This is a genomic window from Bacillus sp. BB51/4 (assembly GCF_008368845.1).
Taxonomy (GTDB): domain Bacteria; phylum Bacillota; class Bacilli; order Bacillales; family Bacillaceae_G; genus Bacillus_A; species Bacillus_A wiedmannii.
Genome location: NZ_QOSC01000013.1, coordinates 459,507 through 480,465, shown reverse-complemented (window position 1 = coordinate 480,465; position 20,959 = coordinate 459,507). Strand labels below are relative to the sequence as shown.

Here is a 20,959-nt window from a genome sequence, read left to right as displayed (position 1 = left end):
GTCTCGCCCCCTACTTAGACTCAGCAGCTGAGCCCATATGAGCGAGCACACCTAAAATGTCTTGATAGAAATTTTCTCGTGTTCCTTGACGCTTTAACTCTTTATAAAGAAGACCGTCTTGAATAAATAAAATACGCTCACAATAACTCGCACTAAATGCATCGTGTGTAACCATCAAAATACTTACATTGTGATTTTCATGTAAATCTTGCATCGCTTCTAATAAGCTTTTTGCATTTTTACTATCAAGCGCACCAGTCGGTTCATCTGCTAATACGATTGCTGGATTATGTACTAAAGCTCGTGCTGCCGCCGTTCTTTGCTTTTGTCCACCAGAAACAGCAGTTGGATATTTCGTTAAAATTTCAGTAATCCCTAATTTCTTTGCAACCTCATTTACCTTCCCCGTAATCTCACTTGAAGGTACGCCTTGCAGAGAAAGTGGTAAAGCGATATTTTCATAAATTGATAAGTTTTCAAGTAAGTTAAAATCTTGAAAAATGAATCCTAATTTTTGAGATCGAAAATCAGATAATGCATTCCCCTTCATAGAAGTAATATTTGTACCAGCTATTGTCACGCTACCACCTGTCGCTTGATCCAGCGTACTAATCACATTAAGTAGTGTCGTTTTGCCAGATCCAGAAGGACCCATAATCCCGACGAATTCTCCTTCTTTAATACTTAATGACACACCCCTTAACGCTTTTGACTGATTCTCATTTCTTTTCCCATACGTTTTTTCTACACTTTCTACAGTAACTACATTTGTTGACATCTCTTTCACTCCATCCCTTTTGTATAAAATTAATTTCTCACATATTTCTTATCTTTTTCTCATGTAAATCCTTAATAATTTTTAAATTTTTCAATCAGAAAGGTTTACACGAGTTACGTAAACCTTTTTCCTATTCCATATTCTCACTTTTCTAAAACTCGTTCCTTCGATTTCGCTTACATTTACCTTACATTTTTGTAAGGTAAAAAATATTACAGACCATTTCATAAGGCGGATTCCTTTGTAATGAGCAAGTTTTTTATTTTTTCAAAATTAATGGGATACATAAATAACAACAATAATAAATTAAAAAACAATATAATTTTATTTTAAAACGATAAATTATATGATAAAATCATTTTGTCATTAAATAAACGAGGTGCTTTTTATGAAACAAGTTACAACACTCTTTTTAAAACTAGCTATTGTTTTTATAGGTATAGTAGTACTTGCATTGTGCATATTTTTAGTTCCTAAAATCGGGAATTTCGCTGGAGAATTGTATCCAGCTATTGCTTATATGAAATCTCTCGTTTTAATCGATATGTACGTAGCGACGATCCCTTTTTACTTCGCTCTGTATCAAGTTTTTAAAATTTTAAGTTATATTGATAAGAACAAAGCGTTCTCGGTATTATCAGTAAAGGCTTTAAAAAATATAAAATACTGTGCCCTCACGATCGGCACTATATACATACTAGGTATGCCACTTTACTATCTTATGGCAAAAAAAATTGATCCTCCAAGTTTTATACCAATTGGATTGATCATTATTTTCTCCTCTATCGTGATTGCTGTTTTTGCTGCAGTTCTCCAAAAGCTCTTACAAGAAGCCATTCATATAAAATCAGAAAATGATTTAACAGTCTGAAGTGAAGTATATGGAAATAAATGATGAAGGGATAGCTTAATCGCTATCCCTTCATCATTTATTATTATTTTTCACTTCCTCTTTTATACTTTCTACAAACTCATCTAGTTCAATTACTTCTGACTGATCTTCACCATATTTACGTACATTTACAGCTTTTCTTTCCATTTCTTTATCACCAATAACAAGAATATAAGGAACTTTTTGCATTTGTGCCTCTCTTATTTTATATCCTAACTTTTCATCTCGCATATCTCTTTCAACACGAACACTAGCTTGTGCTAATTTATCTGCAACTTCATCTGCGTATTGTACATGGACTGCATTCGAAACTGGAATGACTTTCACTTGAACTGGTGCCACCCAGGCTGGGAACGCGCCTCCAAAGTGTTCAATTAATATAGCTAAGAAGCGGTCTAAAGATCCTAATACTGCTCGGTGAATGACAACTGGTCTTCTCTTTTCATTCTTCTCATCTATATAATTTAAATCAAACTTCTCTGGCATTTGGAAATCTAGCTGGATTGTTCCGCACTGGTGACTTCTATTTAAAGCGTCTTTTATATGGAAGTCGATTTTCGGTCCGTAAAATGCACCGTCACCTTCATTTAGTCTATATTTATAATTCAATGAATGTAATACATTTTCTAGTGCCGCCTCTGCTTGCTCCCATAACTGATCATCACCCATTGAATCTTCTGGACGAGTAGAAAGCTCTACTTCATATTCGAATCCAAAAGTTTTATAAACGTAATCAATTTGCGCCATTACGGATTTAATTTCATCTTCAATTTGTTCTGGTGTTACAAATAAATGAGCATCATCTTGGCAGAAAGTACGTACTCTTAATAATCCGTTTAACGCCCCGCTAAATTCATGTCGGTGTACTTGACCGAACTCACACATACGAATTGGCAATTCACGATAAGAGTGTAATTTATTTTTGAACATTAACATATGTCCTGGGCAGTTCATTGGTTTTAATGCGAAACTTTTATTGTCTACTTCAGAGAAATACATGTTGTCTTTGTAATGTCCCCAGTGTCCTGATTTCTCCCATAATTCTTGGTTCATCATAAACGGAGTACGTACTTCTTGATACTTATACTCTTTTTGAATTTCTCTTAAAAATGCTTCTAATTCATTACGAATAATTTGTCCTTTCGGTAAATAAAATGGCATTCCCGGAGCCTCTTCAGAAAACATAAATAACTCCAGCTCACTACCTAATTTACGATGATTTCTTTTTGCTGCTTCTTCAACGAAATGTAAATACTCTTCTAATTCTTTTTGAGAAGAGAACGCAACACCATATATACGCTGAAGCACTTGATTGTTACTATCACCTCGCCAATATGCACCAGAAACGTGAGTTAATTGGAATGCTTTCAAATATCCTGTTGATGGTACATGTGGTCCTCTACATAAGTCTACAAATTCACCTTGTTTATATAGTGTTACACTTTCCCCACTAGGAATTGCTTCTAACAATTCTAATTTCAGGTGATCATTCATTTCTTGAAACAGTTTTTTTGCTTCTTCTCGTGAGACCTCAACTCGTTCTATTTTTACATTTTCATTTATAATCTTTTTCATTTCTTTTTCGATTTCCGGTAAATCTTCCACGTTTACACTATTCGGAAGATCCATATCATAATAAAACCCATTTTCAATAACAGGCCCTACACCAAGGTTTACATTACTTTGCATTCTCTTTACAGCTTGCGCTAAAATATGTGCCGCAGAATGTCTTGCAATTTCTACACCTTCATTTGAATCTATAGCAATGATTTCTACTTCCGCATTTTCTTCAATATTTCGGCGTAAATCAAATAACTGATCATTTACTTTCCCTGCGACTGCTTTCTTTTTTAAACTACTGCTAATGGATCCAGCAATTTCTTCTAAAGTAATTCCTTTTACATATTCTTTAACGCTACCATCTGGAAATTTAATTTCAATCATCTGTTCTTTCATTTTTCATCTCTCCATTTCATAATAAAAAAGCACACTCATCCCTAAAATAGGGACGAGTGTGCTTATACCCGTGGTTCCACCCAGATTCCCATCGTAAACATACAATGGCTTCTTTTACGGTAACGTCGTTTACACGGCACTAGATACTTAATTTCCCTAGTGCAGCTCTAAGGTGGTAAGTTATTTTTCTGCGTTAGGAAGTTCTCAGCTTTCCTTCCCTCTCTGTATAACCGGGTAAAATAACTCGTGTCCTTTTCTTCGCTTATTATGAAATTGAATACAAAAAAGCATATTCATCCCTAAAATAGGGACGAATATGCTTATATCCGTGGTTCCACCCAGATTCCCATCACAAAAAACATAATGGCTTCTATTGCGATAACGTCGCTTACACGGCACTAGATACTTAATTTCCCCAGTGCAGCTCTAAGGTGGTAAGTTATTTTTCTGCGTTAGGAAGTTCTCAGCTTTCCTTCCTTCTCTGTATAACCGGATAAAATAACTCGTGTCCTTTTCTTTGCTTTTAAAAGTACATCCATTAATTGTTATTTACTATATCTTATTCATTTTATTTTTGCAAGTGTTTAAAAATGATTTTTTTATTTAATAAAAAAAGAAACCAAAAATAGATTTTTGGTTTCCCTTCTCAATTTTACCAATCTTGTGGTTCGTAATTTAAGTCTGAAAATAGACGTCGTTTCTCTTTCTTCGATAAATCTCTCCACTGTCCAACAGGTAAATTATTTAATTCTATATTCATAATTCTTGTACGCTTTAACGTGTATACTTGATAACCTAAAGCTTCACACATACGACGAATTTGACGATTCAACCCTTGAGTTAAAATAATTTGGAATTCATATTTTGATAACTGTGTTACTTCACAAGGAAGCGTTTTCGTTCCTAAAATTTTCACACCAGCTGCCATTTTCTCTAGAAAATCAGGTGTAATTGGCTTATCTACTGAAACGATATATTCTTTTTCATGTTTGTTTTCAGCACGTAAAATTTCATTAACGATATCACCATCATTCGTTAATAAAATTAAACCGTCTGAGTCTTTATCAAGACGTCCAATGTGACTAATTCGTAATGGATGATTCACTAAATCAATAATATTACCTTTTACAGCTTTTTCACTCGTACATGTAATACCTACTGGTTTATTTAAAGCGATATATACGTGATCTCGAGCAATACGAAGCTGCTCTCCATTTACGCGTACATCATCACCTGGATTTACTTGGTCACCAATTTTTGCAACCTTACCGTTAATAATTACTCTTCTCTCATTAATTAGTTTATCTGCTCCACGTCGAGACGCTTTTCCAGCTTCACTAATAAATTTATTGATACGCAAATTAGGCACATCCTTTTCAAAAAAATTCAAGCTCACACTGCTTCTACCGTACAATACAAAAGGGTAAGCCTTCTATTATAACTTAAATATATTAACATGAAAGGGTATATAACGTCTTCTATTAATTACTCGTTTATAAGAAAATATCTTTATTATACATTCATTTATGCACGTTTTGTACACTTAATATACAAGCCACTCTTCCTTACATATAGCTTGTTTACCTCTTATATCTTCTAAATCCTCATGAATATTAGCTAGTTTATACAACTCAGGGAAAATCTCTTCTACATAACTTTGATGTGCCATTTCATCTTTCCAATAAGTTAACACTATGTAACGATTTTCAGTTTTTAAAGACTTCCCAATAACTCCACCTAACATCCCTTTTGCATTTTTCATCCCTTTATTCCAAATTGTTTCTTGTTTATGTAAGAAATACTTTTCCTTTCCCACCTTTACATCACATATAGCAACTCTTACGAATGTTCCTTCTGTAACTACGTCTTTCAAAGGCATATCAGTTATATCATACAACGTTTGAAACAATTCAATTTCACATGAAAAAAACGTATCCTCTTGATTACTATTTAAATAAATGGTATCGTGAGCAGCATTCATAAATGATTGATACGCACTTCTATCCTCCCATAAAGTAAATACACATGCCTCATCCTCATACCATCCACCAAATTGCCCATGAAATCCATCTAGCTGCTGTATAGCTTGCCATTTTTCTTGTGCTTTTGAAAATAACTCTTTTTTCTCTTCTTCCACTTTACAGTAGATTGTTTTTATTAACATTTTTAACTCCCCCTTAAGATATAATTTACCTTCCACTTATAATTTTCAGTTTACATAATATTTTTATAATCTCCTCATTACTCTTTATGTGCATATAGAACTAATCATATTTATCACTATATCTATCAAACCATCTATCTGATTTTATTTCAAATAATTCAGAATCAAAAGAAAAGATGTAACCCTTAACGAATTACAACTTTATCTTATCTCCCTTCCTTATTCACCTTTTGTTCAAATAAATAATATGTAATTTCTCCTGGATAATGTAATACAGTTACCTTCCGCTCCTCTTTTTTAAAACTAACAGTATGTCCGTTTCCCCCTAAGTTCTCCCATCCACTAGCCTTTGTAATAGGCATTACACTTATATATTTATACTCCTCTTCCTTATCATCGTTAATATGAATTGCTGACATTGGTACTGGAAAATCTTCAATTTTAGATTCTTTGTCTAAATATATAAGTGTAAATAAACCAGCTAATAACACAACCGTTGAAATATTTGAAACTAGTTTTCTTCTATTCATTTTCACTAAAAACCCTCTTTTCTCACATATTACTTTCATTATTTTACCAATCTTAATTATTCACGTATATAAAAAATATAATTTAAATTAATTCCAGACTATATTCTCTATTATTAACAATATTATTGTTATATATTATAATTAGAAGATATTTATTTTTGGAGGTATTACCCATTGAAGAAATTATTTTTTAATAAATGGACAATCGTTATTTCTATTTTTATTATTACCTGTACGATTTTCTACACAACTAAAGATAAAAATAATAACGAAAAAACTACCGTAGAAACAATTGATACAAAAAGTTTTAAAACTAAATTACAACCAAAAATTGATGAATTAACTACAAATTATAATGACATCATCGAAAAAGATTGGTTGCCTACCTGGGAAGAGATTAACACGAACGGAGATTCAGTAGACAGAGATAAACTATTAGTCACAATGACTGCTATTTCCAAACAATATGAAAAAATCATGAACGAAATAGACACTGTGAAAATTAAAGAAAATATATCGGAAGTACAAATACAAGAACAACTAATTTATTTCACAACTGAATTTAAGACTGCTTCTAAATTTATGAAAAACGCAGCAAATTTAATTATAGACGGAGCAAATAACTCTACTCTATCCAATGAAACAATTGAAAATACTAAACATGCTTTAGGACTTGCGGACCAACATATTGTCCTCGCTTTATCTACGTTAAATGAAGTTGAAGTTAAATTAGGACTTGCAAAAAAATAAAACTGGTTACTATTTTAAAATAAAAAAAGATTGCAATTCATATTTTGTCTGTCTATAATGTTTTTATTGATTTACAATCAATATTTTTATAAATTTTATAATTCGGATGAACCATTCAGGAGAAGGTCTATTGATCTACCGACGGGGCAAAAAGTTGCTGAATCAACTTTGAAACTCTCAGGTCTTGTTTACAAGTAGAACTGCATGGGGACGAATCTCTGGAGAGACTCCCTCTCGCTTTTATATAGCGCGGAGGAAAAAGAGCACCGAAGGAGCAAATCCGCTACTATAGCGGATAATCTCTCAGGTAAAAGGACAGAGACAAGCGAAAGAAAATGCCGATTTGTATCGGTTTATTTTTCTATCCCTTGTTTCTCCAGAGACCATTTCATTTACTTGAAGTGGTTTTTATTTTTTCATAAAAAGGAGAATACAGATGGAGACAGTAAGTACAGTATTAGAACAAATCAATCACTATGTGTGGGGATTACCAACGTTGTTGTTACTCGTTGGTACTGGTATCATTCTCACAGTGCGTTTAAAAGGGTTGCAGTTTAGTAAACTATTATACGCTCACAAACTAGCTTTTAAAAAATCAGAAGATACATCTTCCTCTGGAGATATTAGCCACTTCCAAGCACTTATGACAGCTATGGCAGCAACGATTGGTATGGGGAATATAGCCGGTGTTGCAACTGCTGTAACGATCGGTGGACCCGGTGCAATCTTTTGGATGTGGATTACTGCTTTGTTCGGTATGGCAACAAAGTATGCCGAAGCAATTCTTGCGGTGAAATACCGTGTTAGTAATGAAAAGGGTGAATACTCAGGTGGACCAATGTACTATTTAGAACGTGGTTTAGGTAAGAAATGGCTTGCTGTTTTATTCGCTATATTCGGCACAACTGCTTCTTTCGGTATCGGTAATATGGTGCAATCTAACTCAGTTGCAGAGGCAATGCGAATTAATTTCTCTTTCCCTCCTGCTTTAACTGGTATATTCATGTCGTTTTTAATCGCCATTGTTATTTTAGGTGGTGTGAAAAAAATCGGGAAAGTGACAGGATATATCGTTCCTATTAAAGCTTTCTTTTATATCATTGCTGGGCTTATTATTATTTTCTATCACTACGATCAAATTCCAGAGGCATTCTCACTTATTTTTTCTGGCGCATTCAATGGGACTGCAGCTGCTGGTGGTTTTATTGGTGCAACAATTGCATCTGCAATTCAAATCGGAATGGCGCGCGGTGTATTTGCGAACGAAGCTGGTTTAGGGAGTGCCCCTATTGCAGCAGCTGCCGCAAAAACTGATTCACCTGCAAAGCAAGCTTTAGTTTCTATGACTGGTACTTTTCTAGATACGTTTATTGTATGTACAATTACAGGGCTAGTATTAATTACTACAGGTGCATGGAAATCAGGTAAAACTGGCGTTGAAGCGACAACACTTGCGTTCCAATCTGTATTTGGCACTGCTGGTAGTATGATTCTTGGTATCGCAATTATATTATTTGCCTACTCTACTATTTTAGGATGGTCGTATTACGGCGAGAAGTGCGTGGCTTATTTATTTGGAGAAGGTGCTGTTAAATATTATAAAGCGATCTTTATCGTCATGATTGCTATTGGGGCTAATTTAAAACTAGGTATCGTATGGACATTTGCTGATATTGCAAATGGACTCATGGCGATTCCAAACTTAATTGGCCTTATTGGGTTAAGTGGTATTGTTGTTGCTGAAACGAATCGCTTTTTACAAGCAGAGAAATTGAAAGAAAGTCATAAAAAACAGGCAAGTTAGTCACTATAAAAAGAATGGCTTATCTATAATAAGCCATTCTTTTTTTCACCTATTTCACTTCCTTCTGCACCATATGTAAATACAGTACAAAATCCATCATTGTCGACGAATGACCAAGTTGACGAATCATCGCTGTTATATTTCCTCTATGATATGTCCCATGATTTACGACATGTTGTACTAACTCTAAAATTGAAGTTTCTAATTTCCCTGCATATGGATTCTCGATAACAAATACAGCATTCACGTCTTGTATTGTAATTAAAAAGTCTTTATATTGATTTGCCATGTTTTCAAACATTTTTTCTAATTCATGTAACGATTTAGTTTCGATTTGTTTTCGTAAATTTTCTCGGTCTTGTATTGCTTCATTCATACTTTTACCATGCAATATATGTAACCACACTTGATCTGTAATATAAATATGCGTAAAAGTATCCTTAATTGATGGAAATACACTCTGTATCTTTTCGCTAAAGATTGTCTCATAGCTTGGTAACTCTTTTAATCGATTGAATAACCGTGTATTAGCCCAATCATGGTAATCAAACTGTTTTAACATGTACTCTTTCAATCTAAATCGCCTCCTTATTGTACGAAACGAATGTTTTGTTTCTCCATTTCCGATTCTCTATCAGCTTTTACAATCCCTTTTTCTTCAATTTCACGTTTATTTATTGTTTTATATTTTACATACGTATGAAATTCCGTTTGAAATGGAAACGGTGTAATCCGAATTGTTTCCTCGTCCACCCATTCAGCTTGAATAGGTTTCTCCACCTTACTATTAAACATTTCTGTTCCTTCAAAACCATCTTTAAACAAATCAATTTCATCTTCCTTTTCTGCACCAGGTTTATTCATACACACATATAAAGAAAGCTCATCGCAAAACTTTAATAACCTATAATGTTTATCGAACATCGCAAATTGTTCTTTTGTTAACGTTTTCAATATTCTTTTTTGTCGTTCCAATTCCCCTGTATAAAATGAAAGCATCTCTTCATCTTCATCATTTAATGGAAATGATAAAAAATGTTTACTACAAAGTAATGCTCCGTATGGATTCGAATCTTCAATTTCATTCAAACCAATCGTATAAAAAACAAAGCGCAATGAACTTGGACAATCCATAAATGTATATGGAATATTTTTAGCATCATTCAAAATTGGTACTTTATCAAGTTCTATCCATCCTCTATCATGCTCATATATTGCATTAATTGTCTCTTTTAAGTATGTTTCATCTTCAAAAAAATCTTCTTTTATATGCTTTGCAATCTCTCCAGCTAAAAAACCATGATCATGTTGACGAATTAATATACTTTCATTCTCATTCTTTTCACGAAAAATCATTTATAGACTCCCCCTCATCCTCATATTACAGCGTTTTCTATACATCAATTCTTAATTAATCCCTAATTATTAGCAGGGATTCAGTCTCTTACAACGAAATTAACATAACTATATAGTATTCTTTCTAACCATATAAATAGCTTTCTCTATACTATCCATTATACTAAAACATTCATTCTAAAAAACTTTTTATGAGGTGAAAACATGAACAAAACAGAATTAGTTAAAAACGTGGCACAATCCGCTGATATTTCTCAAAAGGAAGCTTCTGCAGCGGTACAATCCGTATTTGACACAATTGCTACTGCATTACAATCTGGCGATAAAGTTCAATTAATCGGCTTTGGAACTTTTGAAGTGCGCGAAAGATCTGCTCGTACAGGACGTAATCCACAAACTGGCGAAGAAATTCAAATCGCTGCTGGTAAAGTTCCAGCATTTAAAGCGGGTAAAGAGTTAAAAGAAGCTGTGAAATAAATAAGAAACCAGCCATTTTATAGGCTGGTTTCTTATTTTCTATTTAAGCAGATTTTTTATATTCTCTGCATGATATACTTCACAAATATAAAATATGCATTTGCAATTACTTACAATTTGATATTTTCTAGTTGGATACACATTCGCCGTAACAGAGCATCCATCAAACAATTCAATAATATTCCCAGATGGCTGATATCCTTCGTATAATACGTTTCTTCTTGCTTCCATCTTTTCTATAAGTTTTTCAACTGGAATATTTCCACTCTCTAATTCACTCTTAATTGTATTTGGTAAAAACGAAGTGTCCGCAAAAATTAGATTCTCAGATAACACTTTTCCTTTATAACTAACATTGGATACACGGTAAAGAAATGTCCCGTTTATATCAAAGAAATTCTTTGCTTCTTTCGGGATGTACTGTCTATCAAGTACCTCTTGTTCGAGAACATCAAACTGAACTGTATCATTCAAAAGCTTTTCTAAGGCATGAATAGATGATGTATCTCCAGAAAATAAAATATTTTTAATTGCTTGTACATTATAAGTGAATTCATTTGTTCTATTTTCCGCTACTAACATGAGGAACACCTCTTCTATAAGATTTTTTATTTAACTTATTTATAATTTAAAAGCGCTACTGCATCTAACTGTGTGATTTCAGTTACTTCTTTACTAAATATTGCAATTGAAGCCATATAATCTACACTAGGCCTTATATCTGCCATCATTGTATTTTCTACTAATTCTTGCCTATCCTTAAAAACTAACAAATTTGGAGGATCATTTGGAGCTGATACAGTAATACCTACTGGTGAAATCATTAGTCCTTCACCTGTCGCTTTTAGTACCGCTTCTTTTCGAGTCCAATATGTTAAAAAACCTTCTATTTTCTGTTCATTAGGTAACTTCATAACTTGTGCTATTTCAATGTCTGTTAATACGCCCTCTGCCATTTTCATAACATCTACATTTGGATTCATTTGTTCAACATCAACGCCTACAGGTGCAGACTTTGTAAATGCAACAACAACCCACTCACCCGAATGTGAAACAGATATTTGTGGCATTCCTTTTGGTAATTGCGGTCTGCCATGCTGTAACTTACATACTGGGCACATCCTATCAATTGGCACTTGAACTGGTAACATAGAAAGTATTTTACCAAGAACTAACCTACTAATTACACAACCTATTATAAATCGTGCACGATCTGCCGAATAATGATATGAATTTGCTTTCTCTCGTTCAACATCGTTTAGTAAATTGTAATGCCATGATTGTAAATCTGAAATTCTTGCCCACCATATTTGACAATCATTCTCAGTCAAAGTTGGAATAGAATCTACAACTTTACTTTCTATCATGTAAACTCTCCTTTATACAATGAATATCAATTTTCATTAAAAAAGCTTACGTAAATTGTTATTCATTGACAAGTACTTTCTCTTTTTTTGATACAGATAACATTTTTTCTTTCTTCTTTGACATTACTTCTTTATCAGAAATACGTAAAGAAAATAGTAATGCTATAAGTAAAAATGTTGCAGATCCAATTAATGCAGCTTGATATGGTAAGAAATCTGACTGTGCATTATTCTGTATTTCATTACTTCCAAATCCAGATAATATGCTAGCTAAAACAGCAACTCCTATCGCTGAACCTATACGGTTTTGCACATTGAATATAGTAGTCGCTCTCCCCATAGAAGGTGGCGTGATATTATTAAATGCAGAAAATTGAACTGCTCCAACAGACTGACCTAAGAAAATACCGATACCAAACAATAATGCCCGAATTTGCCATGGGTTCGTATCGTGATTTACAAAACTTAATAAAACAAAAATAATCGCCGTACAAATTAATCCAATAGAAATTACCTTTCGAGCTCCTAATTTCTTATATGACCATGGCACAATTTGTGAGGATATCATTAACCCAATTGCCTCTGGGAATGTCGTAAGGCCTGATTCCAATGCGGAAACTCCTATTACATTTTGATACATAAGTGGAAAAACAAATAACATTCCTAGTAAACCAGCGGATGAAAACAATGAAATAAGACTCATTTTTCTAAAGACTGGTTCTTTTAATAAGCGTAAATCTAACATCGGTTGCTTTACTCTAAGTTCTACAATGATGAACAATGTAATGAATACAATCCCAGCTATTCCAGTACTTATAATCTCTGGAGAAACCCAGCCTTTTGACGGCCCTTGACTAAGTGCATAGATAAGCATCGCGAATCCTGGTGCTGAAAGAATAAAACCGAGAGAATCAAAGCGACCAGCTGATTTTTCAATATGCTCTTTTAAAAATAGTAGACCGAATAGTAACGCTACGATTCCAAACGGTAAATTAATATAAAATGCCCAGCGCCAAGACAATTGATCTACAAAGAAACCGCCAATAATTGGTCCGATAGCTGGTGCGACAGCAATTGGTAACACAATAAACCGTGAAATTTTCGGCCTTTCCTCTGGTGAAAATGTTCGGAATAACATCGCCATCCCAACTGGTGTTAAAAGCCCCCCACCAGCACCTTGAATGATACGAAAAATATTCAATGAAGTAATATCGTTCGCTATTCCACATAATACAGACGCAGTTGTAAATACGAAAAGAGCGGTTAGAAATACTCTTTTCGTACCGAAGCGATCTCCTAACCAACCAGAAATCGGAAGGAAAACAGCTAAGCTAACTAAATACCCAGCATTAACCGTCCCCATTGCAGATGGTGGCACTTGTAATTCTTTACTTATCGTTTGCAGTGCTACATTCACAATCGTTGCATCCATTGCAGCCATAAACATCGCTGTTATATATACGATACTTACAACTACTTTTGGATTTATTTTTGCCTTCATTATCGTTTTCCTACTAATATTTTTTCGCCAACTTGATTACTTTTTGGATTCAAATCTTTCCAATTATTTTCAACATATTGTAAACAATCATTCCTACTAGCCTCTTCATGTACGACATTCCAACCAATAGGTACATCAAGAAAGACAGGCCAGAGCGAATACTGGCCCTCCTCATTTTTTAGTACTTTATATGTGTAATTATCATTTTCAAATGGATTCGTCATACTGTACTTACCCCTTTCTTATTCTGCAAATATTTTGCTAACACTTGTCCAATTTCTGTAAGTGGTCCTGGTTGACATAAATCTTTATGTCTACAATCAATATTGTGTTGCACAATTTGCCCATCTAAATAATTTAGCCACGTATTTGGAGAGATAGGATCAAACCAGTCTGGTATAACAGTAGATCTAAAGAATAAAATATCTCCGTTATAAACTTTCGGTACATATTTCCCTAACAATCCTACCGAATTTACATATGTTTCTTTCAAGTTCAAAATAGTCTCTTCTTCAAGACTTGCTAATGCACTTCCATCTTTACGAAGTATTTCTACTGCACTTTCCATCGTAAGTGGTTTACCATCCATGTTATCTGGATCGTATCCGCCTAAAGCAAGTAATGCGATTAACGCTTCTTCTTCAGTAGGTGCTTCCGTATTTGGTAAGAAGTGACCTGGATAAGAATCCAGCATAACGAGTAATTCTACTTCTTCCCCTTCACTTTGTAGTTGCGCCGCCATTGCATGCACAACATTTCCTCCGAGCGACCAACCGAGTAACCGATATGGTCCGTGAGGCTGTACTTCACGAACGTGTTTTAAATAATCCGCTGCCATCTCCTCTAAACTTCTTGGAAGTTCTTCATTTTTAGCGATACCACGTGCTTGGACACCGTAGATTGGATAATCTGTTCCTAAAGATTTCATAAGTCCTGCATAGCACCAACTTAATCCACCTGCTGGGTGTACACAAAATAGTGGTAATTGGTCTCCGCCTGCTCGTAATGGAAGCAACACATCAAGTGCACTTTGTCCATTTCCCACCTCAAGTCTTTCAGCAAGACCTGCAATAGTAGGCGCTGCAAATAAAGTTCCGATATTTAGTTCTACTCCAAGTGCTTCTTTAATACGACTCATAAGCTGCACTGCAAGAAGTGAATGGCCACCTAAATCAAAGAATCCGTCATCAATTCCAATTTGCGGCACACTTAAAACTTCTGTAAACAAGTCACATAACATTTCTTCTTGCGGTGTTCTTGGTCCACGACTAGAAGATGATGCGATAAATTCTGGAGCCGGCAATGCCTTTCTATCTAATTTACCGTTTGGAGTTAAAGGCAACTCATTTACTACTACAAAAGCGTATGGAACCATGTAATCTGGTAAACTACCTCCAGCATATTTACGCATTTCATTTGAATCAATCATTTCATTATTTGATGGGACGATATAAGAAACTAACCGTTTATCCCCTGGTTGATCTTCCTGTACAATAACGGCTACTTGCTCAACTTTAGGGTGTTTCATTATGACCGCTTCTATTTCCCCTAATTCAATTCGGAATCCACGAATTTTTATTTGGTGATCTGCACGCCCTATATAATCTAGCGTCCCATCTTGACGCCAACGAGCTAAGTCTCCTGTACGATACATTCTTGTACCTGGCTTACCAAATGGATCTGCGATAAAACGCTCAGCAGTTAAACCTGCTCTTCCTAAATAACCACGAGCAAGCCCTGCACCTGCAACATACATTTCTCCAACTACTCCAGGTGGCACTGGTTGTAAATAGTTGTCTAATACGTATACTTTAAGGTCAGGTATACTGCACCCAATTAAACTATTCGCTCGTAACGAAACGATATTCTCATCTAACTCAATATAACTAACATGTACTGTCGTCTCCGTTATACCGTACATATTAATAAGCTTTGGTGCGTTATGAAGATGTCGACTATACCAATCTTCTAATCGACTTAGCTCAAGTGCTTCTCCTCCAAAAACGACATATCGTAATGATAATTTTTGACCAATCTCTTCATTTTCACGATCTACTTGTATCAATTGATAGAACGCTGATGGAGTTTGATTTAAAACAGTAACCTTTTCCTTAACAAGAAGTTGTAAAAATTCTTTCGGCGATCGACTTACAGTATGTGGTACTACGACTAGACGCCCTCCATATAATAAAGGACCCCAAATTTCCCAAACCGAGAAATCAAAAGCATATGAATGGAACATCGTCCAAACATCTTCTGCGTCAAATTGGAACCAATGATCAGTTGCTCCTAAAAGTCTTACTACGTTTTGATGAGGTATCATAACGCCTTTCGGTCTACCTGTTGAGCCTGACGTATAAATAACGTAAGCAATATGTGAAGGAGATAATAGCTTCATGCGCTCCATTTCATCAATATTATCTTCACTATACTTCTCAATTTCTTTTATTGTCTTCACATCATCAACTAAAATTTTCAGTTCCTCATCACATTCAATTTCCACATCTGAATTTGTTAACACACATGATGGTTTCGCATCGTGGAGCATAAATGAAATACGATCTGACGGATAATCCGGATCTAATGGAAGATAACCTGCTCCCGCTTTCAGAACAGCTAGTAAGCTTACAACCATATTTAAAGATCTCGGCATTGCTAAAGCAACGAGTTGATCAGGACCAACTCCTTTTGCAATTAGCAATCGAGCTATTTTATTCGCTTTTTTATTCAACTCTTCATAAGTTAACTTTTCATCTTCAAAGACGACAGCAATAGAATTCGGATTTATATAAACCTGCTTTTCAAATAATTGTGATAATGTCATTTCTGGTACAATTTGAAAACCACCATTCCACTTTTCTAGCACTGTATTTCTCTCTGCTAATGTTAAAATTTCTAATGTGCCAATTGATTGATCCGGATGTTTCGCTGCATCATCCAATAACAGAATGAATCGTTCTACTAATTGTTGAACCGTTTCACGTTTATACAAATCGGTACTAAACTCTAGTAACCCCTGTAAGCCATCTGGCGTGCCATGAACTCCGTTACTCTCGCTAATTTCAAATGTTAGATCAAACTTCGCAGAGCCCACACTTTGGATTTCAAGGTCTGCTTTAATATCTGGAGCATCAAAGTTTGCTTCTGGCGTATTTTGGAAAGCTAACATAACTTGAAACAGCGGATGACTATTTCGAGTACGTACTGGGTTTAACACTTCAACGAGTCGTTCAAATGGAACATCTTGATTTTCATAAGCTGCAAGATTTGACTGCTTCACTCTATTCAATAATTCTTTAAAACTTGGATCTCCTGATGTATTTGTGCGTAACACTAATGTATTTACAAATAAACCAACTATGTCAGAGAGTGCATCATCGTTTCTTCCAGCAATCGGACTACCGATTGGTATATCAGTACCTGCACCTAATCTTGTAAATAGCGCACTAAGTCCTGCTTGCAACACCATAAACAAACTAACTCCGTTTTTCCGTGCAAGCTCTACTAACCTACTATGCATACCCGCATCTATTTGAAAATGAATTGTTTCTCCGCGATAACTCGTTTCAATTGGACGCTGGTAATCTGTAGGTAACTCCAGCTGATCTGGTAAACCTTCTAGCTCTTTCTTCCAAAACTCTAATTGTGTTGAAATAAGACTCTCTTCTGTAGTTTCATCACCAAGCAACTGTTGTTGCCAAAGTGCATAATCTGTGTATTGAACTGGAAGTGCCTCTAGCTGAACTCTGTTACCTTGACATCGTGCTTTATATGCCGCTGTAAAATCTCTCGTTAACGGTTGTAATGACCAGCCATCCCCTACAATATGGTGCAATAGAATTAGTAATACATGTTCGTTTTCATTCACTGTAAATAGTTGCAGACGGACTGCTGGTTCAACATCAAGGTTAAAACTATATTTTACCGCCTCTACAAGCACACTTTCTAATTCATCTTTACATATTTTTGTTATTATCATTTCTAGATTTAAATTTTCCATATCTAAAATTTTCTGATAGGAACTACCTAATACGTTAGGGAAAATCGTTCTAAGCGTTTCATGTTTCTCAACTACATCATAAAAGGCACCTTGCAATGCTTCCTCGTTCAACTTTCCAAAAATACGAACGACTAATGGAATATTATAAGTAGGACTTGGACCTTCTAAACAATTTAAGAACCATAACCTGCGCTGTGCAAATGAAAGTGGAACTTCATTTGGTCTACTTACTTTCTTAATAGCTGGTCTTGCAGTTTTTGCTTGATCCAATTGTTTCGCAAGTTCAGCAACAGTTGGCGATTCAAATAGTTTTCCTATTCCTAATTCAACACTTAACGTTTCACGAATTCTTGCCATTAGACGAGATGCAAGAAGCGAATGGCCACCCATTTCAAAGAAATTACCATCAATGCTAATGCGAGAAACACCGAGTACTTCTGCAAATAAATCACATAATATTTCTTCTTTCGGATTTCTAGCAACTCTCTCCTTGTTCATTTCATTAAAATCAGGAGCAGGTAATTTCTTTCTATCAACCTTACCATTTGGCGTTAATGGTAATTCTTCTAGCACAACAAATGCCGATGGTACCATATAATTCGCTAAACTTTCTGAAACATAAGTACGAATTTCTGAAAGGTTAATCCCTTCATCCCCTTCGGCAACGATATACGCAATGATTCGTTTATCATTTGGGCGATCTTCTCGTACCATTACTACAGCTTGTTGAATATACTCATGTCGTTGTAAAACCATTTCAATTTCAGCTAATTCAATTCGGAAACCACGGATTTTTATTTGATGATCTGCTCGGCTCATGTATTCCAGCACACCATCGTTACGCCATTTCACAAGATCACCTGTGCGGTACATGCGCTTCCCTCGTTCTCCAAAAGGATTTGCTACAAATCGTTCAGCCGTTAACTCTGGTTTTCCTAAATAGCCGTTCGCAAGTCCTTCCCCTGCAATATATAGTTCGCCAATTACTCCAGGTGGTACTGGTTGTAATCCTGCATCTAATACATACACATCTGTACTCCAAATCGGTTTTCCAATAGGGGGTATACCAATTTCATTTTCGTCGATGTTCTTGAAAGTAGACCAAATAGTCGTTTCAGTAGGTCCATATAAGTTTGTAATAGAGCAACCTAATTCTTTTAATATATTTGCTAAATGGGCCGGAAGCGCCTCACCACCAACGAGCACATTTAGCCCTTGTAGCCTTTCTGGATATTCAGTTACTAACGCCTGCCATAACGTCGGTGTAGCTTGCATAATTGTTACTCTTTCTTCTTGTAACAATGCCGTTAACGCAGAAGGTTCTTGGATTACCTCTTTTTGTGCGATTGTTATACTTGCACCACTAATAAGAGGTAAATAAATTTCTAGTGCAGAAATATCAAAAGCAAACGTTGTAACTGCTACTAAATGATCGTTTTCGTTTAGTGAAAACATATCGTCCATAGCCAATAAAAAGTTACTTAAAGCTTTCATAGGAACAATTACACCTTTTGGATTTCCGGTTGAGCCTGAAGTATAAATTGTATACGCAGGCTTTAAAAGTGATTCTTCATTTCTAAATGGTAGATTCCTATGAGAATATGCTTTTAATGCTAGTTCTGTTTCTTCTCGATCTAATTCGATTTTTTTTATATCATTTTCTATAACTAAAGTAGATGAAACAGATGAATGTGTGATGATATAAATTGGTTTTGCATCATTTACTATATAATTTATTCGCTCAGCTGGATATTCTGGATCTATCGGTAAATACGCTGCACCAGCCTTTAAAACTGCTAGCATACTAACTACCATTTCTATTGACCTTGGAAATACTAAAGCTACAAACTGATTTGGCCCTATTCCTTCTTCTACTAAATAGTGCGCTAGTTCATTCGCCCGTTCATTTAGCTCTTTATACGTAAGGTCTACTCCGTTACACGTAACCGCTATTTTATTTGGATTTTTTTGTACTTGTTTTTCAAATAATAAAGGTAGAGTGATTAAATCCTCAGCTTCCTTAGTTTCATTCCATTCGAATAAAACTTTATGATTTTCTTCAGGAAGAGTAATGTTTATATTTCCAATCGACACGTCTTTTTGATAATCATTTATCACTAATTCTAATACATTCATAAATCTCTCTTTATGCAATGCTAGTTCCGAATCACTATATACCTCCGGGTTCGCATCAAAATGAATCATTAACTCATTTTCATCGAAACGTTTATAAACATTTATCGATAAATCATCGACAGGTCCTGCTGATAAATTATGTGTAATACCACGATTCCCAGCAAAATTAAGCCCATAATCAAAAGGCATCACATTCACTAACGGCCCGAATAACCTTTGATTTTCACCTAGTAACTTTAAGTCTCTTCTTAATTCCTCATGACGGTATTTATGATGACGACGTACTTCTCGAATCTCTTTAGAAACTTGCTGTAATAATTCCGCAAGAGTTATATTTGGAGTTACAGTGAGACGAAGTGGTGCTAAATTCATTACCATACTCGGTGTATAAATAGATGCAGAACCTAGTCGCCCCATCATCGGTAAACCTAAAACAATATCATTTGCACCTGTTAATTTATGCAGATAAATACTTGTTACAGCGACAATAAATTCCGGCCAATTTGTTAACGAAATATTAATATCTTCTAGTAAAGTTTTCGTACTCAAACTGGATAAATAAGCTGTTTCTCGTAAAAATCCATTTGATGTTCTTGGCGCTCGTTCTGCTAAACTTATGGCATCCGGTTCATCTGCAAACTTTTCTAACCAAAAAATACGATCTTCCTGAAATTGTTTAGACTCACGATACTCCATATCTTCTTGTACAATTTTTGCAAGAGAACCAAATGGCTTTTCATTCTTTCTTGTTTCTTCTATAAGTGATGTATACTCTTTCGCTACCTTTTGGCTAAGAAGTGAAAATCCATAGCCATCCATCACAATGTGATGGATGCGCTGATACCAAAAGAAACGATTATTTTCAACTTGAATAAGTGCTTCAGTAAATAATGTATCTGTTTTCAAATCGACTGGCATAGATAAATCATTTTTCATCCATATTTTAGCAGCTTCTTCAGAATCTTCTTCTTTACGAACGTCAATAAAATGCATATGAAAATTTGACGATTTCTCAATAACTTGCCACGGGCCAATTTCATCCTCTTCGAAACGAACATGTAGTGCTTCTGCTTCCATTACAACTTTACGTACTGCTAATTCGAAAATTTCTTGATTAATATTTCCGTTTATTTCAACATATTCCCCAGTATTATAAATCGGATTAAGCGGATCTAATTGTTGTGCAAACCACATACCAGTCTGCGCAGATGATAACGAATGACGAACCTTTTGACTATTAGGCATTCT

General features: G+C 35.0%; 16 protein-coding genes, 1 riboswitch and 2 other annotated features. Of the genes, 4 read left to right on the top strand and 12 right to left on the bottom strand.

The genetic code is table 11. The features are described 5' to 3' along the window. Nucleotides 1-10 precede the first annotated feature (10 nt). Nucleotides 11-778, bottom strand: a complete 768-nt coding sequence (locus DN392_RS19690; protein WP_000106429.1) for an ABC transporter ATP-binding protein — start codon at nucleotides 776-778, stop codon at nucleotides 11-13. A 388-nt stretch (nucleotides 779-1,166) separates the two neighbouring features. On the opposite strand from DN392_RS19690, the gene DN392_RS19685 reads away from it, so the two are divergent. Further along, on the top strand, nucleotides 1,167-1,649 hold the full coding sequence (locus tag DN392_RS19685; RefSeq protein WP_000815893.1) for a DUF2975 domain-containing protein: 483 nt from the start codon (nucleotides 1,167-1,169) through the stop codon (nucleotides 1,647-1,649). Nucleotides 1,650-1,703: 54 nt separating this feature from the next. Here DN392_RS19685 and thrS read toward each other — a convergent pair whose 3' ends face one another. The 4 genes from thrS to DN392_RS19665 all read right to left on the bottom strand — a co-directional run bounded on the left by thrS (nucleotide 1,704) and on the right by DN392_RS19665 (nucleotide 6,362). Continuing rightward, complete coding sequence (gene thrS / locus DN392_RS19680) at nucleotides 1,704-3,626, bottom strand: threonine--tRNA ligase (protein WP_149238096.1); 1,923 nt, start codon at nucleotides 3,624-3,626, stop codon at nucleotides 1,704-1,706. A gap of 45 nt (nucleotides 3,627-3,671) precedes the next feature. Beyond that, nucleotides 3,672-3,894: a binding site (T-box leader), on the bottom strand. Between the two features lie 35 nt (nucleotides 3,895-3,929). Beyond that, nucleotides 3,930-4,153, bottom strand: a binding site (T-box leader). Nucleotides 4,154-4,278: 125 nt separating this feature from the next. Then, a complete protein-coding gene (gene rluF, locus DN392_RS19675; RefSeq protein WP_001222161.1) occupies nucleotides 4,279-4,986 on the bottom strand; it encodes a 23S rRNA pseudouridine(2604) synthase RluF in 708 nt (235 codons plus the stop codon). 183 nt (nucleotides 4,987-5,169) lie between these two features. Beyond that, complete coding sequence (locus DN392_RS19670; protein ID WP_088321190.1) at nucleotides 5,170-5,790, bottom strand: YdbC family protein; 621 nt, start codon at nucleotides 5,788-5,790, stop codon at nucleotides 5,170-5,172. A 206-nt stretch (nucleotides 5,791-5,996) separates the two neighbouring features. Then, nucleotides 5,997-6,362, bottom strand: a complete 366-nt coding sequence (locus DN392_RS19665; protein WP_142292442.1) for a hypothetical protein — start codon at nucleotides 6,360-6,362, stop codon at nucleotides 5,997-5,999. A 132-nt stretch (nucleotides 6,363-6,494) separates the two neighbouring features. Here DN392_RS19665 and DN392_RS19660 point away from each other — a divergent pair, with 132 nt between their 5' ends. Both DN392_RS19660 and DN392_RS19655 read left to right on the top strand, forming a co-directional pair. Further along, the gene (locus tag DN392_RS19660; RefSeq protein WP_088081789.1) at nucleotides 6,495-7,070 is read left to right on the top strand and encodes a hypothetical protein; all 576 of its coding nucleotides are present in this window, start codon (nucleotides 6,495-6,497) and stop codon (nucleotides 7,068-7,070) included. 208 nt (nucleotides 7,071-7,278) lie between these two features. After that, nucleotides 7,279-7,399, top strand: a riboswitch (glycine riboswitch). Nucleotides 7,400-7,506: 107 nt separating this feature from the next. After that, entirely contained in the window at nucleotides 7,507-8,874 is a 1,368-nt protein-coding gene (locus DN392_RS19655) for an alanine/glycine:cation symporter family protein (RefSeq protein ID WP_048563066.1), read from the top strand. A 49-nt stretch (nucleotides 8,875-8,923) separates the two neighbouring features. On the opposite strand, the gene DN392_RS19650 is transcribed toward DN392_RS19655, so the two are convergent. Continuing rightward, on the bottom strand, nucleotides 8,924-9,448 hold the full coding sequence (locus DN392_RS19650) for a DinB family protein (RefSeq protein WP_061672459.1): 525 nt from the start codon (nucleotides 9,446-9,448) through the stop codon (nucleotides 8,924-8,926). Nucleotides 9,449-9,462: 14 nt separating this feature from the next. Next, nucleotides 9,463-10,230 carry a DUF3891 family protein gene (locus DN392_RS19645; RefSeq protein WP_046959363.1) on the bottom strand — a complete coding sequence of 256 codons (768 nt, stop codon included), beginning with the start codon at nucleotides 10,228-10,230 and terminating at the stop codon, nucleotides 9,463-9,465. A 204-nt stretch (nucleotides 10,231-10,434) separates the two neighbouring features. Here DN392_RS19645 and DN392_RS19640 point away from each other — a divergent pair, with 204 nt between their 5' ends. Beyond that, the gene (locus DN392_RS19640) at nucleotides 10,435-10,707 is read left to right on the top strand and encodes an HU family DNA-binding protein (protein WP_001043960.1); all 273 of its coding nucleotides are present in this window, start codon (nucleotides 10,435-10,437) and stop codon (nucleotides 10,705-10,707) included. Nucleotides 10,708-10,746: 39 nt separating this feature from the next. Here the strand turns inward: DN392_RS19640 and DN392_RS19635 are convergent, their stop codons facing one another. From DN392_RS19635 to DN392_RS19615, 5 genes are read right to left on the bottom strand one after another with little or no spacing between them, the layout of a single operon-like run. After that, entirely contained in the window at nucleotides 10,747-11,289 is a 543-nt protein-coding gene (locus tag DN392_RS19635) for a cold-shock protein (protein ID WP_088321184.1), read from the bottom strand. A 35-nt stretch (nucleotides 11,290-11,324) separates the two neighbouring features. Beyond that, complete coding sequence (sfp, locus tag DN392_RS19630; protein ID WP_061672457.1) at nucleotides 11,325-12,074, bottom strand: 4'-phosphopantetheinyl transferase Sfp; 750 nt, start codon at nucleotides 12,072-12,074, stop codon at nucleotides 11,325-11,327. Between the two features lie 58 nt (nucleotides 12,075-12,132). After that, nucleotides 12,133-13,575 carry an MDR family MFS transporter gene (locus DN392_RS19625; protein WP_000644770.1) on the bottom strand — a complete coding sequence of 481 codons (1,443 nt, stop codon included), beginning with the start codon at nucleotides 13,573-13,575 and terminating at the stop codon, nucleotides 12,133-12,135. Next, complete coding sequence (locus tag DN392_RS19620; protein ID WP_000184070.1) at nucleotides 13,575-13,799, bottom strand: MbtH family protein; 225 nt, start codon at nucleotides 13,797-13,799, stop codon at nucleotides 13,575-13,577. The genes DN392_RS19625 and DN392_RS19620 overlap by 1 nt, the downstream gene beginning before the upstream one ends. Next, nucleotides 13,796-20,956, bottom strand: a complete 7,161-nt coding sequence (locus DN392_RS19615) for an amino acid adenylation domain-containing protein (protein ID WP_088321181.1) — start codon at nucleotides 20,954-20,956, stop codon at nucleotides 13,796-13,798. The genes DN392_RS19620 and DN392_RS19615 overlap by 4 nt, the downstream gene beginning before the upstream one ends. Nucleotides 20,957-20,959 lie beyond the last annotated feature (3 nt).

Excerpts from the sequence above, each read along its gene's own strand:
- DN392_RS19690 (WP_000106429.1), bottom strand. The coding sequence starts at position 778 with ATGTCAACAAATGTAGTTACTGTAGAAAGTGTAGAAAAAACGTATGGG.
- DN392_RS19685 (WP_000815893.1), top strand. The coding sequence starts at position 1,167 with ATGAAACAAGTTACAACACTCTTTTTAAAACTAGCTATTGTTTTTATA.
- thrS (WP_149238096.1), bottom strand. The coding sequence starts at position 3,626 with ATGAAAGAACAGATGATTGAAATTAAATTTCCAGATGGTAGCGTTAAA.
- DN392_RS19670 (WP_088321190.1), bottom strand. The coding sequence starts at position 5,790 with ATGTTAATAAAAACAATCTACTGTAAAGTGGAAGAAGAGAAAAAAGAG.
- DN392_RS19655 (WP_048563066.1), top strand. The coding sequence starts at position 7,507 with ATGGAGACAGTAAGTACAGTATTAGAACAAATCAATCACTATGTGTGG.
- DN392_RS19645 (WP_046959363.1), bottom strand. The coding sequence starts at position 10,230 with ATGATTTTTCGTGAAAAGAATGAGAATGAAAGTATATTAATTCGTCAA.
- DN392_RS19640 (WP_001043960.1), top strand. The coding sequence starts at position 10,435 with ATGAACAAAACAGAATTAGTTAAAAACGTGGCACAATCCGCTGATATT.
- DN392_RS19635 (WP_088321184.1), bottom strand. The coding sequence starts at position 11,289 with ATGTTAGTAGCGGAAAATAGAACAAATGAATTCACTTATAATGTACAA.
- sfp (WP_061672457.1), bottom strand. The coding sequence starts at position 12,074 with ATGATAGAAAGTAAAGTTGTAGATTCTATTCCAACTTTGACTGAGAAT.
- DN392_RS19625 (WP_000644770.1), bottom strand. The coding sequence starts at position 13,575 with ATGAAGGCAAAAATAAATCCAAAAGTAGTTGTAAGTATCGTATATATA.
- DN392_RS19620 (WP_000184070.1), bottom strand. The coding sequence starts at position 13,799 with ATGACGAATCCATTTGAAAATGATAATTACACATATAAAGTACTAAAA.
- DN392_RS19615 (WP_088321181.1), bottom strand. The coding sequence starts at position 20,956 with ATGCCTAATAGTCAAAAGGTTCGTCATTCGTTATCATCTGCGCAGACT.